Consider the following 13,229-nt stretch of genomic DNA (forward strand, 5'->3'; position numbering starts at 1 on the left):
GAAGCTCCTTGTATTAATGTAAAAAGTGTCTTACACCGCTAAAATATAATGCAATACCATATTCATTGGCAGCTTGGATGATATCCTCATCTCTTATGCTTCCACCTGGTTCGATAATGGCCTTTACACCTATTTTACTAGCCTCATCTATGCTATCTCTAAATGGAAAGAAAGCCTCGCTTGCTAAAACACAACCATTTAAATCAAGCCCCATTTCCTTAGCTTTATTAATAGCTGCTTTAGCTGCATCGATACGACTTGTCATGCCCATACCAATGGCTACCATAGCTCCATTTTTTACATAAACTACGTTATTTGATTTGGTAAATGCAGCAATTTTCATAGCTATTTCAAGATCTTTTAATTCTTGTTCATTAGCTTTTCTTTCGCTTTTTAATACTGCATTTTTTAATTCATCTTCTCTAACTTCATCGCTATCTTGATATACAAAACCACCATCTATATGTTTAAAATCATATTTATCATAAGCTCTAGTTAAAAATGGCGCTTTTTGTGTAAAGATTTTAATACGCTTTTTATCTTTAAAAACTTCCAAAGCATTATCATCTACATTTGCTGCAATGATTACTTCTATATAAATTTCATTGATTTTTTGCGCTAATTCTTTGTCTAAGGTTCCATTGATAGCTACAACTCCTCCATAAGCACTCAAGGTATCGCATTTAAGCGCATGGATATAGCTTTGGAGTAAGTTTTCTTTTATAGCAAAACCACAAGCATTTGCATGTTTTACAATGGCTACTGCTGGAGCTTTATCAAAAGCACTTGCTAAATTTAAAGCTGCGTTAATATCGGTTAGATTGTTAAAACTTGCCTCGCCTTTTAAGGTTGTAAAATTGTGTGTGAAAAAATCATCAAATTCATATAAAGCACCTTTTTGGTGAGGATTTTCTCCATATCTTGTGTCAAACACTTTTTGACCTACAATAAATTTACTTGCTCCAAAACCACCATTAAAACGCTCGTTCATATAATTTGCTATATAAGCATCATAATTTGCTGTATGCTCATAAGCTTTGATCATCAAAGCTCTTCTAAAATCAAGATCTAAAGTATTATCTTTTAAAGCTTGTATGATTTTATCATAATCTAAAATATCACAAACTACAATGACATTTTTAAAGTTTTTTGCGCCACTGCGTATCATAGCAGGACCACCAATGTCGATATTTTCTACAATCTCATCAAAATCTTGGGTTAAAATTGTAGTTTTTTTGAAAGGATATAAATTCACACAAAGTAAGTCTATGCTTTCTATATTATGCTCTTTAGCTTGCTTTTGGTGGCTTTCATCTTCTCTTTTGTATAAAATTCCGCCATGAATTTTTGGGTGTAAGGTTTTTACACGCCCTTCAAACATTTCAGGACTTTGAGTAAAATCACTAACTTCTTGTACTTGCAGGTTGTTTTCTTTTAAAAGCTTATAAGTGCCTCCAGTAGATAAAAGCTCAAAACCTAATTTTGCAAGCTCACTAGCAAATTCTACTACTCCTTCTTTATCACTGACACTAATTAGTGCTTTCATTGATTTTTCCTTTCTATATATTGTTTTAAAAATTCATAAGATTCATTAACTTCTTGAAATTTTTTTACACCTTCTTTTATTTTTGCTTCATCGCTGTTGTTTGCGTTTAAAATATCAGGATGATATTTTTTAGCAAGTTCTCTATAGCGTTTTTTAAGCTCTTGTAAATTTACATTTTCGCTTACACCTAAGACCTCGCATGCTTTTTGCAAATTCATACCTACCTTTTGAGTTTGCATAGAATTTAGAAGTCTCTCAAGTATATTTACATCAAGATTAAATGCTTTGACAATGGCTTTTAATACATCTTTTTTAGTGCTGTTAAGTTCTCCATCAATCAAGGCCATTGCGACCAAAACATTTAATATATTAATTCTTTCTTGTTGAGGTAAAGGTACTTCCTTGATGAGTTCTTTGGCTACTTCATGGGTGTCATTTAAGGTGTTTTTGTGTTCATTAAAACTTTGTTTTAAAAATTCTCTTTCTCTTGAATCTTTAGCATTGTAATCAAGAATTTGTGAGATCATATTAGCTTCATTTTCACTAACTCTGCCATCACTTTTTGCTATTTTTGCTAAAAGTGCTATAACATAGTAGTTTAATCTTCTTTTAAATCCATCAATTCTTTCTTCGTGATAGCCTTGTTTAAAACCTTGAGAGAAACTTTTAGCTCCTTTTTTAAAAGAGTCTAAAAGATCATCTTTACCCCATGTTTTATAATACCAATAAAATGCCAAAATTGCCAATACGAGTAAAACAAAAAGCATTTTTATCCTAAATACTCATTAAATTTATCAAAATAAATTGTTTGTAGTTTTGCTAAAGATATCTTAATATCATCTAAAATGAAATCTTTTTCAGTTAAATTTCCAAGTTTTGTAAATTTAATTCCCATTTCATTTGCAAATTTGATAAATTTTTCTTCATTTTTAACACCAACTATAACTCTTGTTGGACTTTCTTCGAAAATAAAACTCTTATCTTCAAAATTAGTTTTTATTTCAATACCTAAATTTGCCTTTGCACTCATTTTAGCTAAGGTAATAGCAAGACCACCTATACCTATGCTATTAGCACAATCAAGTAATTTTGCTTCGTTTGCTTTTAATAGGAAATCCCATAGTTTTAATTCTGCGTTAAAATCTATATCTTCAAGCTCTCCTGCTACTTTTTGATCTAGCACTTTAGTAATTAAAGATCCTCCAAAATTACCTTTGCTTTCTCCAAGTAGATAAATAGCGCTAGTATCTTTACTAAAATATGATTTTAAAACATTTTCTGCTTTTTCATTTACTCCAACACAAGCTATGGTTGGACTTGGAAAAATACTTACTCCATCGGTTTCATTATATAAAGAAACATTTCCGCTTACTACAGGTGTATTGAGTTCTTTACAAGCGAGTTTAATACCTTCACAACCTTGGGCAAATTGCCACATTACTTCGGGGTTTTGTGGGTTACCATAATTTAAACAATCGCTAATTGCTAAAGGTCTAGCTCCTGAGCATGCTATTTTTCTTCCTGCACTTGCAACAGCTGCTGCTGCGCCGATTTTTGGATTTACATAGTTTAATCTTGAGTTACACTCAATGGCCATAGAAAGTAAGCAATTGTTTTCTTTGATTCTAATGCTATTGGCTCCTAAAGCTCCATTGCTTTTTAAAGTATTAGTTTGTACGCTTGAGTCAAATTGCTCATAAATATAAGCTTTATTGCTAACATTTTCATCTGCAAGGAGTTTTTCAAATGCTTCTTGGGTAGGAATGTTGAGCTTAAATTGATAGTTTTTTATCTCATCTAAGTATTTTGGTTTAGCCACAGGTCTATCAAGTATAGGTGCTTTTTCACTTAGCGGTTCAATAGGGATTAAGCCAACTAATTCATCATGCCAAAATAGTTCCATTTTGCCAGTATCGGTAACTTCACCTATAATAGCTGCATCAAGCCCCCATTTGTTAAAAATTTCAATAACTTTTTCTTCATAGCCTTTTTTGGCACAAATTAGCATTCTTTCTTGAGATTCACTTAGCATTAACTCATAAGGAGTCATACCTTCTTCTCTCATAGGGGTTTTGTCAAGATAAAGTTTCATACCGCTACCACTGCGTCCTGCCATTTCAAAAGAGCTTGAAGTAAGTCCTGCTGCACCCATATCTTGAATTCCAACTATATAATCAGTTTTGAAAAGTTCTAAACAAGCTTCCATTAACAATTTTTCAGCAAATGGATCGCCAATTTGCACGGTTGGTCTTAAGCTTTTACTAGATTCATTAAAGCTATCACTTGCCATTACAGCTCCGCCAAGCCCGTCGCGACCAGTTTTTGAACCCACATAAATTACAGGATTGCCTATACCTTCAGCTTTTGCATAAAAAATATCTTCGATTTTGCAAGTTCCAAGTGCAAAAGCATTAACTAAGATATTTCCGTTAAAGCACTCATCAAAAGCACATTCTCCACCTATGGTAGGTACACCCATGCAATTACCATAGTGTGAAATTCCACTTACTACACCTTTAACTAAATATTTTTGATGTTTGCCTATTTTTTCATCATGGATATTACCAAATTTTAAAGAATTCATACCTGCAACAACTCTTGCGCCCATGGTAAAAACATCGCGTAAAATTCCACCCACACCTGTTGCTGCACCTGCAAATGGCTCTATAAAGCTTGGGTGATTATGACTTTCTACTTTAAATACAGCTGCCATTCCTTTGCCTATATCTATTACTCCAGCGTTTTCGCCAGGACCTTGGATCACCCAAGGAGCTTTGGTCGGAAAGCCATTAAGGTATTTTTTGCTTGATTTATATGAGCAATGCTCACTCCACATAGCAGAAATAACTCCAAGCTCTAGCAAATTAGGTTCTCTACCTAATATATTTAAAATTTCTTGATATTCCTCGTCGCTAATTTTGTGTTGTTTTATAATTTCTTTATCCATTTTCTCTCCTTTTTATTTTCCTAAACAAAAATTACTAAACATAGCATCTAAAATTTCATCTCTTTCAAAATCTTTTGTAAATTGAGCTATCTCTCCTATGGCTAAATTTAATTCAAAAGCAAAAAGCTCTAAAGAACTTTCTTTTAATAAATCTCTTGCGCGCAAAATAGCTTCGCTAGCATTTTTACAAGCATTGAGTATTAAGGTATTGCTAATTAGCATTCCATCACCATCTAAAGTATTTAAGTATTCATTTAAACTTTCCTTAATGGCTTGGGTGTTTTCTTGGGCGCAAATGCGTATACAAGAAGTGCTAATTTCATGTTTAAATTTGGTGGCTAGATCACTTTTGTTTAAAACATAAATGATTTTTTTATCACAATCTTTTAAAGCTTGTAAAATACGCTCATCTTCTTCTTCAAATTCTTTAGATCCATCAAAAACAGCTATGATAATATCTGCTTCTTTAATACTTTCATAGCTTAAGTTAACTCCGATTTTTTCTATCTCATCATCTGCATTTCTTATACCTGCTGTGTCGATGATTTTGATTAAATGTGAACCTATTTTTAAACTTTCTTCGATACGATCTCTTGTGGTGCCTGCAATATTCGAAACAATAGCTCTATCAAAAGCTAAAAGTGAATTTAATAAGGAGCTTTTTCCTGCATTTGGCTTACCGATAATAGCAACTTTAAAGCCTTCTATAAGTCCTTTTTTACTTAAAGAAATATCTACTATATCGCGTAAAAGTTTTGAATTTTTTTCACACATGGTAATGATTTGATCAAGTAAATCTTGTGGTAAGTCATCATCTGCATAATCAATACTAGTTTCTACAAAAGCAAGGGTTTGAACAAGATCCATTCTAATGGTATTTAAAAATTTACTTAAATCACCTTTAATGTTTTTTGCTATGATATTTGCAGCACTTGTTGATTTTGACATGATGACATCTTGTATACTTAAAGCTTTTAAAAGATCCATTTTGCCATTTAAACAAGCTCTTTTGCTAAATTCTCCAGGGCTAGCAAGACGCGCTCCTGCTAAAATAAGCTCATCAAGTAAAATTTCACTCAAAGAAAAACCCCCATGAAGTTGAAATTCTACTATATCTTCTCCTGTAAAAGAGTAGGGTGCTTTAAAATAAATCACTAAAGCTTCATCTAAGAAGTCATTGTTGTTTTTATAAAGTTTGCACAAGTGTGCATAGCGGGGCGTTAATTCTTTTTTGTGGGTAATTTTCAATGCAAGCTCTAAAGCTTTCTCCCCACTTACTCTAATGATACTTATAGAGCCCACTCCATGGGCTGTGGCTATAGCAGCTATAGTGTCATTCATTCATTTTTCTTCAAAAAATCATTTACAACGATGTATCTTTGATCGTCATTTTGTTTAATAGCTACATATTTATCAGGAAAACGTTCTCTTAATTTTTCTAATGCAAGTTTTAGCCAAATTCCATCTAAAGGCTTTGTTTGGACTCTTCCTGTACTCTCTACTTTTTCTATAAGAATTTTTAAATAATTTTCTATAGCTTGGGTTTGATTTTCTAAAAATTGAGCGATTTCTAGTCTTGGCTGAATTTTATATTTAGCGCTAAGCCAGTTATAAAGTAAATATGAAAAAGCCTTATATCTATGGGCTTCTTTGCCTATAAGTAAAGCTGCATCTTCTCCATCAAGTTTTATCAATACACAATTTTCGTCCCAAACACTAACTTGTACAACCTTGATATCAAAATCAAAAGTTGCCAGTAAATTTTCTAGTGAAATTTTTATCTCATCAATATAAGAAGCGATATTTTTTTCTTCTGGTGATTCTTTATGAAATGAATCAAAAATAGCATCATTTTTTACTTTATAATGTTCTTTAGTTGGAGCATTGGCTTCAAGTGGTTTTTGAAAACTTTCTCTGTGTTCTTTGTAGTGTTCATTTTTTTCAAGATTTTTTTGTGAATGTTTGCTAAAATTCTCGTTTTGATTTTTTTTAGCTTTTTCTTGATGAGGTTTTTTGGTTTTTTTGTATCCTTTAATACAAATAATAGCATTTTTTCTAAATAAACCAAAAAATCCTGCTTTAGCATGTTGAATAACTTCATATTCTAGATCAATCACAGAGCACTCAAGTTGTTTTGAGGCTTCTATGAGTGCAGTTTGTAAGTCTTTAGCTTCTATGTTCATGTTTAGCTATTTCCTCTTTTTTGTGGTTTTTGAAAAGTTTATTTACAATCACTTGTTGAATAAGTGAGCATATATTATTTACACACCAATATAAAGTTAAACCTGCTGGGAAGGTTAAGAAGAAGAAAGTGAAAATTAATGGCAAAAATTTCATAATCTTTTCTTGCATAGGATCTTGTATGGCCATTGGTGTGATAAGTTGTTGGATAAACATAGTTAGACCCATAAATATAGGTAAGATAAACCATGGATCCATCACAGATAAATCTGTAATCCAAAAAGCCCATGGTGCAGCTTTTAGCTCTATAGCATTTAGTAAAACTCTATAAATTGCAAAGAAAATTGGAATTTGAATGAGTATTGGTAAACATCCGCTCATAGGATTTGCACCATGTTTTTTATAAAGTTCCATCATGTGCAAATTCATCTTTTGCGGATCGCCTTTATAACGTTCTCTGATTTCTTTCATTTTAGGCGCTAGATCTTTGAGTTTATTCATAGAAATCATTGATTTGTAAGTAAGTGGGAAAAGAATAATGCGCACAATTAAAGTCATTACTACAATGGCCCAACCCCAGTTACCCATGTAGCCATGTAAAAAATTTAAAAATTCAAACATAGGCTTGGCTATAAAAGTAAACCAACCATATTCCACAACATCATCTAAATCCGCATGAATGCTTCTTAAAATTTCATGCTCTTTTGAGCCAACATAACCGCTTGCTTTAAAAGTATTTGTCGCACTTGCAAAAACGATAGAATTTTCGTGATTATCTTTAGTAACTACAGCATTGAGTGGTTTTTCAAAATTATAAAAGAAAGCACTATAATAGCGATCTGAAGCCGCCATAAGGGTTACATTAGAAAAACTTTCATCATTTTCTACATCGCCATCTTCTAACATTGTGATTTTATCATCTTTATCTAAGATTAAAACCCCATGTACTGTATAGCTATCAACTGCTATATTTGGACGATAACCTGGAGTGATAAAATAAGCCGCGTCTTTGCTTAGATTAACCTCTAAATCATAGTTTCCATATTTATGGAAAGTGATTTTTTTAGTTACTACTAAATCATTTAAATTTTGAGTAAGGATTAAGGTTGTGTTTTCATCACTGACATTGATAGTTTTTTGACTTGTGGTATATGGTGTATTAAATGCCTCTTGATTGATTTTTGTATCACTAAATCTTATTTCTAATGGTAAAGGTGATAAAGAAGTATCTACTAGATTAATACTTTTGCCATTTTCATCTTTGTATTTTTCATCACTTAGATAAAATTTAGCTATCCTACCTAAAGAGTCAATATGTGCTTCAAAATGTTCACTTTTAACAACTGCTATTTCTTCTTTTTGATTAACACTAAGTTCTGTTTTTGGAGCTTGAGAATTAGTACTTGTAGTGCTTTGTGGAGCTGAGTTGTTTTGTTCTATTTGAGTGATATTTTGCTCAGTTTGTGGAGCTTTAGGGATAAAAAAATAATCATAAACTACAAAAAATAAAAATGATAATACAACAGCAATTAATATGCGTTTTTGTTGAGATAAATTTTCTGACACGGATTGTCCTTTGGAAATATAATCTTAATTAAAAAAAATTGATTATCGTTGCAAGGGATATAAAGATAATTGAGTTGTTTTAAAGCATTAAAACTAGGTTTAAAACATATACCTGAGTTTAGATTATTCTTGCGTATTTTAGGATAATCAATACCACCTTTAAAAAACGGATTGCATTTTAAAATTCTTAAAAAAACTGCACCAAATGCTTTAAAAATATTATTTTTTTTAAATTGCCATAAGGCATATTCAGAGCAACTTGGGTAATACCTACAGCATTGTGGTTTAAAAGGACTGATAAAGAGTTGATAAAATCTGATAAATTTTAGACAAACTATTTTATGCATCCTATTTTTTTCAAACCCCATTTCAAGTTTTTTTCTAATTTTAAAAAAGGAATTTCAGTGATACTTGTTTTAGCTACAAGTATGTATTTTCCGTTTTCAACTTGATTTTTAACCTGAAAAAAAGCTGATCTTAAGAGCCTTTTGGCTCTATTTCTTATAACAGCTTTTCCAACTTTTTTACTAGCAACAACGGCGAATTTTTTTTCTTCGCTTAAAGAGTAAAAGATGATCATGCCTTCGCAATGCCATTTTTTACCTTCTTTATAAATTGCTGCAAACTCTCCTAAGTCGTTAATACTTAGAAAATCTTTTATACCGCTAATCTTTTTCTACCTTTAGCACGTCTAGCATTGATCACTTTGCGACCATTTTTGCTCTTCATGCGTACACGAAAGCCGTGAGTTCTTTTTTTAGGAGTTTTATGTGGTTGATATGTTCTTTTCATATTTTTTCCTTAACTTAAAATAAAAAACAAAATAATAAGCGAGTATGTTAGCAAAATCTTACTTAAATCTGCTTTTAATTAAGAGTTATTTTAAAACTTTTTGCTAAATTTTGATTTTATTTTGTAAACTAAGGAAAAATAATGGCTTTTGAAATTTGTGAGAGTAAAAAAGAAGATTTGGAAAAAATTTTAGAATTACTCAAAGAACTTGCTATTCATGAAAATATGCTTGAAGATGTAAAATGCACAAGCAAAGAACTTGAAGAATCATTTTTTAAACATGAATATGCTAAGGCTTTGAGCCTAAAGGTTGATGGTGAGATAATAGGCTATGTGATGTATTATTTTACTTTTTCATCTTTTTGGGGTTTGGGTGGATTATACCTAGAAGATATTTACATACAGCCAAAATATAGAAAAAAAGGTTATGCTAGAGCTGTTTTTAAATATCTAGCGCAAATTTGCAAAGAAAAAAATCTTAAACGCTTAGAGTGGGTTTGTTTAAATGATAATGATTTGGGGATTGAATTTTATACCAAGTTAAATGCAAGACATATGAGTGAGTGGAGAACTTATCGTTTAGAGGGTGAAAATTTAGAAGCATTGATGTGATGAATAAACGCAGTTTGTATTATCTAAAAGCTTTTGGTTATGAATACTTTGATGAACAAAAGCAAATTAGACATTTTAACTTAAGTTTTAAAGAATTAAACGAAAGAGTAAAAACTTGCAATCTTTGTCATTTTTCTAAATTAAGAAAGTATAGTTTAATAGAAAAAGAAGCCAAAAATGCTAAAATTCTGATTTATCAAGCTTTTATTGATAAAGAAGAAAACGAAAGTGGAAAGTTTTTTGCTTCTAAAAACAAACAAGAGTTTTTAAGATTATGCAAAGAGCTTTTAAATTTAAAAGAAGATGAGATATATTTTTCTTATATGTTTAAATGTTTTAGTAATTTTAAAATAGATGATCAAGCACTAAAATTATGCTTGCCGTATTTTTATAACGAGCTTGATTTTGTAAAAGCAAAGATTATTTTATGTCTTGGTCAAGAAGCTTTTGTAAGTTTGGGTTTTGAGAACTTTCAAAAATACAAAGGGCAATGTATGCGTTTTAATAATGCTTTGCTTTTGCCAAGTTATGATTTGAATTTTTTGAGTAAAAATCCTAGCTTTTATGCTGAATTTATAGAAGATATTAAAAAAATAAAAGGTTATTTATGAGAAAAAGTTTAGTTTGTTTGATGATGAGTTTTGTTTTAACTTTAAGTGCTTTTGCGAAAGAGCAAAAACCATCGCCCATAGAACCTAGTGAGTCTTTTTATCCTAATTTAGAATTTCAAAATTGTGATAATGATTGTTTATTTACTTTGTTAGAAACAGGACTTTATTTCAATTTCTTATCAAGATTTAACAATGATAATGCAAATGAACTTTTGGTTAATATCTATACTAAACTTTTAAATTCCATCATAGATTTTGAAAAAAGAATTCAAAAAAATGCTAGTGTAAAATTAGCTATTATTATACCTGAGCAAACGATTAAAAGTTATTCTAATACTATTATAAACTCAAGCATAGCGTATTTATTAAGACAAAGAGCGCAAATAAAAGTAAAGGTGTTTTTAATAGGCACAGAAGATGAGAACAAGATAACTAAAGCTTTTAAGCAAGCTCAAGATGAGAAATTTAATTACATCATCGCAGGTTTTACAGATAAAGGTGTGAAAAATTTATTAAAAGAAAGCCTTGATTTAAATGTAAAAGTTTTTATTCCTACTGCACATAAAAGAAATTTTGATACGCAAAATGAAAATGTGTATTTTGGAAGTATAGACTATCAAAAACAAATTCAAAAACTTTTAGAATATTCAAATGGTAAAAATATTATTTTTTCAGATGGAACACCTTTGGCAAATCGCTTAGATGAGAATGTTTTAAACACAGGTAATGGTAGTGAAAAAATTTATACTATTAATAGTTCTAAATTTGATTTTAGAAGTATTTTAAATCAAAATAGAAGTTTTCAAGATTCTAGTATTATCTTAAATACTTCTTTGATTAAAACAGCGCTTATAAGCTCGCAAATAAGAACTTATGATATAGAACCTTTTGTGCTATTATCAACTCAGATTAATTATAATCCTATTTTGCTAAGCCTAACGCAAATTAATGATAGAAAAAAACTTTTACTAGCAAATTCCATTTCTAATGAGGATCAAACTCTAAGCTATCTTAATGAGCTTTTTTCGCAAAATATTAATTACAACTGGATAGCGTATGCAACTAGCGTGGGGCTTGATTATTTTTATACGCAGTTTTTAGATAAAGACTCTCAAAGAATTTTCGATGAGAGTTTAAATGATAATCAATTTGACTATAAGGTTAAAATCATTCGCTCGCAAGGCTTAGGTTTTACTCCTTTGCAAAATCAGTAAAAATCTTAGCTATAGCCTCATCTATAGGGGCTACTTTTTCATTTTTTAAAAAAGCTAGGGTAAAATCAGCCTCAAAAAGCTTGGTGCTATCTTTGTAAATCTCTTGTTTTATACAAACTGAGGCTTTTTTAAGTTTTGCGATAAATGTTTTTACTTCTATAAGATCTCCAAGTTTGGCTGGTTTTAAAAAGTTACAATTTGCTTTAGTAAGTAGGAAATGTCCTGTGCTTTTGTCAAAAATTTTTGCATTTTTTTGAAAAAATATCTCACTTCTTGCTCTTTCGCAAAATTTTAAGTAGTTGCTATGATATACCACTCCACCTGCATCGGTATCTTCATAATAAATTCGTATTTGCATTTAAAATCCTTTTTTTTGTTTTTTATAATACATTATATTTAAAGTAAATTGAATATCAAATATGAATTTTAATCATTAATATTCTGTCTTAAATACATTAATAATTAGATATTATTCTATAATTTTTATTTTATATTTGGAAATTACATGAAAAAAGTGAAAAATAAAACTTTAGCCGAACAAGTATATGATGAATTAGAAAGAAGAATAGTTTTTTGTGAAATAGAACCTGGTAGTATTTTGACAGAACAGGGCATAGCAAATATGCTTGATGTTGGACGTACGCCTGTAAGAGAAGCATTATTGTTGCTTTCAAAACGTTATTTGGTGAATATATCAAAAGCAGGAATAATGGTTCCACAAATGAATGCTTCTTTACAAATGCAACTTTTGGAAGTAAGAAGAGTTATTTTGAAACTTTGTATAGAATGTGCTATAAAAAGACTTACTGAGGATGATAAAAAAGCTATAAATGAACTTTTAAATGAAATTGAAAATTATGATGAAATAAATTTTTTATCATGGCTTGATAAAAGACAAGATGTATTAGCTAAAGCTTCTAAAAATTATTTTATTTACGAAGAATTGAGAAACGTGCAAGGGATTTCAAGGAGATTTTGGTATCGCTATGCTCAAAATAGTCAACATGATATTGTAAAAGAAAAACACAAGAATATATTAAAAGCTGTGTATCAAAAAAACACAGAAAAAGCTTTGGAATATGTTGATGACATTATTGATTATTTTGAGAATTTTGTTAAACAATATTTGATTTGATATAATCATATAAATAAGTATATATTCAATTTTACAACTAAAACTACCTTACTAACTTATTTGATGTTTTAATCATAGGGATATCTTTTAAATATATTTACCAATATTCACATATTTACATGTTTTTTCAAGGTAAGAAAATATATAATATATTTATTGTCGGCATTAAGTATTTATTAAGTTTTTTTCCTATAGACTTGAAAATATAACAATACAAAAAGGAGTTGTATGTCAAGTAAAATAGCGGTTAAAACAAAATTATTCCCCTCAAAATCTCCATTAGAATGGGCGGTTGTATCAAATAATATTTTATATACAGCACAAATTCCTATTGATAAAAATGGAGAGGTTGTTACTGGTGGTATAGAAGCGCAAACCAAGCAAGTTTTTTCAAATCTTATTCATACTTTAGAATGTGCTGGTTCTAAATTAGATGATGTGTTACAGATTTTAATTTATGTTACAAAAAGAGAAGATTTAAAATTTGTAAATTCGGTATATTCAAACTATTTCAATACAGTTTATCCAAATAGAGCTGCATTTATTGTTTCTGGTTTGGCTAGAGAAGAAATGCTGGTTGAATTTGTAGTTTATGCGCAAACTCATAATTAAAATTATAAAGGAG

The 13,229-nt window shown here is 30.2% G+C and carries 15 protein-coding genes; 5 read left to right on the forward strand and 10 right to left on the reverse strand.

Annotation, left to right across the window (positions count from 1 at the left end):
- Positions 1 to 13: 13 nt before the first annotated feature.
- Genes purH through rpmH form a run of 9 tightly spaced genes read right to left on the reverse strand, consistent with a single transcriptional unit; the run spans position 14 to position 9,032 of the window.
- Entirely contained in the window at positions 14 to 1,546 is a 1,533-nt protein-coding gene (purH, locus tag L8U98_RS05675) for a bifunctional phosphoribosylaminoimidazolecarboxamide formyltransferase/IMP cyclohydrolase (protein WP_263725211.1), read from the reverse strand.
- Positions 1,543 to 2,313: a DnaJ domain-containing protein gene (locus L8U98_RS05680; protein ID WP_263725212.1), complete on the reverse strand. Its 771-nt coding sequence runs from the start codon at positions 2,311 to 2,313 to the stop codon at positions 1,543 to 1,545. Before L8U98_RS05680 ends, purH begins: the two co-directional genes overlap by 4 nt.
- 2 nt (positions 2,314 to 2,315) lie before the next feature.
- Positions 2,316 to 4,493, reverse strand: coding sequence for a phosphoribosylformylglycinamidine synthase subunit PurL (gene purL, locus L8U98_RS05685; RefSeq protein WP_263725213.1), 2,178 nt, complete (start codon positions 4,491 to 4,493; stop codon positions 2,316 to 2,318).
- A gap of 12 nt (positions 4,494 to 4,505) precedes the next feature.
- Positions 4,506 to 5,834, reverse strand: coding sequence for a tRNA uridine-5-carboxymethylaminomethyl(34) synthesis GTPase MnmE (gene mnmE / locus L8U98_RS05690; RefSeq protein WP_263725214.1), 1,329 nt, complete (start codon positions 5,832 to 5,834; stop codon positions 4,506 to 4,508).
- Complete coding sequence (locus tag L8U98_RS05695; RefSeq protein ID WP_263725215.1) at positions 5,831 to 6,676, reverse strand: Jag N-terminal domain-containing protein; 846 nt, start codon at positions 6,674 to 6,676, stop codon at positions 5,831 to 5,833. The genes mnmE and L8U98_RS05695 overlap by 4 nt, the downstream gene beginning before the upstream one ends.
- Positions 6,660 to 8,240 carry a membrane protein insertase YidC gene (yidC, locus tag L8U98_RS05700; RefSeq protein ID WP_263725216.1) on the reverse strand — a complete coding sequence of 527 codons (1,581 nt, stop codon included), beginning with the start codon at positions 8,238 to 8,240 and terminating at the stop codon, positions 6,660 to 6,662. Before yidC ends, L8U98_RS05695 begins: the two co-directional genes overlap by 17 nt.
- Positions 8,204 to 8,587, reverse strand: coding sequence for a membrane protein insertion efficiency factor YidD (yidD, locus tag L8U98_RS05705; protein WP_263664027.1), 384 nt, complete (start codon positions 8,585 to 8,587; stop codon positions 8,204 to 8,206). The genes yidC and yidD overlap by 37 nt, the downstream gene beginning before the upstream one ends.
- Positions 8,575 to 8,901 (reverse strand): ribonuclease P protein component, encoded by a 327-nt coding sequence (rnpA, locus tag L8U98_RS05710; protein WP_263664026.1) that lies wholly within the window; start codon positions 8,899 to 8,901, stop codon positions 8,575 to 8,577. The genes yidD and rnpA overlap by 13 nt, the downstream gene beginning before the upstream one ends.
- Entirely contained in the window at positions 8,898 to 9,032 is a 135-nt protein-coding gene (rpmH, locus tag L8U98_RS05715) for a 50S ribosomal protein L34 (protein ID WP_012661270.1), read from the reverse strand. Before rpmH ends, rnpA begins: the two co-directional genes overlap by 4 nt.
- A 138-nt stretch (positions 9,033 to 9,170) precedes the next feature.
- Between rpmH and L8U98_RS05720 the strand changes: the two genes are divergently transcribed.
- Genes L8U98_RS05720 through L8U98_RS05730 form a run of 3 tightly spaced genes read left to right on the forward strand, consistent with a single transcriptional unit; the run spans position 9,171 to position 11,469 of the window.
- The gene (locus L8U98_RS05720) at positions 9,171 to 9,644 is read left to right on the forward strand and encodes a GNAT family N-acetyltransferase (protein WP_235362456.1); all 474 of its coding nucleotides are present in this window, start codon (positions 9,171 to 9,173) and stop codon (positions 9,642 to 9,644) included.
- A complete protein-coding gene (locus L8U98_RS05725) occupies positions 9,644 to 10,255 on the forward strand; it encodes a uracil-DNA glycosylase family protein (RefSeq protein WP_263663998.1) in 612 nt (203 codons plus the stop codon). Before L8U98_RS05720 ends, L8U98_RS05725 begins: the two co-directional genes overlap by 1 nt.
- On the forward strand, positions 10,252 to 11,469 hold the full coding sequence (locus L8U98_RS05730) for a hypothetical protein (protein ID WP_263725217.1): 1,218 nt from the start codon (positions 10,252 to 10,254) through the stop codon (positions 11,467 to 11,469). Before L8U98_RS05725 ends, L8U98_RS05730 begins: the two co-directional genes overlap by 4 nt.
- On the opposite strand, the gene L8U98_RS05735 is transcribed toward L8U98_RS05730, so the two are convergent.
- Positions 11,447 to 11,827, reverse strand: coding sequence for a YbgC/FadM family acyl-CoA thioesterase (locus L8U98_RS05735; RefSeq protein WP_263725218.1), 381 nt, complete (start codon positions 11,825 to 11,827; stop codon positions 11,447 to 11,449). The two genes, L8U98_RS05730 and L8U98_RS05735, sit on opposite strands and share 23 nt — an antisense overlap.
- Positions 11,828 to 11,974: 147 nt before the next feature.
- Between L8U98_RS05735 and L8U98_RS05740 the strand changes: the two genes are divergently transcribed.
- A complete protein-coding gene (locus tag L8U98_RS05740; protein ID WP_263663994.1) occupies positions 11,975 to 12,604 on the forward strand; it encodes a GntR family transcriptional regulator in 630 nt (209 codons plus the stop codon).
- Positions 12,605 to 12,832: 228 nt separating this feature from the next.
- Entirely contained in the window at positions 12,833 to 13,216 is a 384-nt protein-coding gene (locus tag L8U98_RS05745) for a RidA family protein (protein ID WP_263725219.1), read from the forward strand.
- Positions 13,217 to 13,229: the final 13 nt, after the last annotated feature.

The organism is Campylobacter sp. RKI_CA19_01128 (assembly GCF_025771175.1).
In the GTDB taxonomy this organism is placed as follows: Bacteria; Campylobacterota; Campylobacteria; order Campylobacterales; family Campylobacteraceae; genus Campylobacter_D.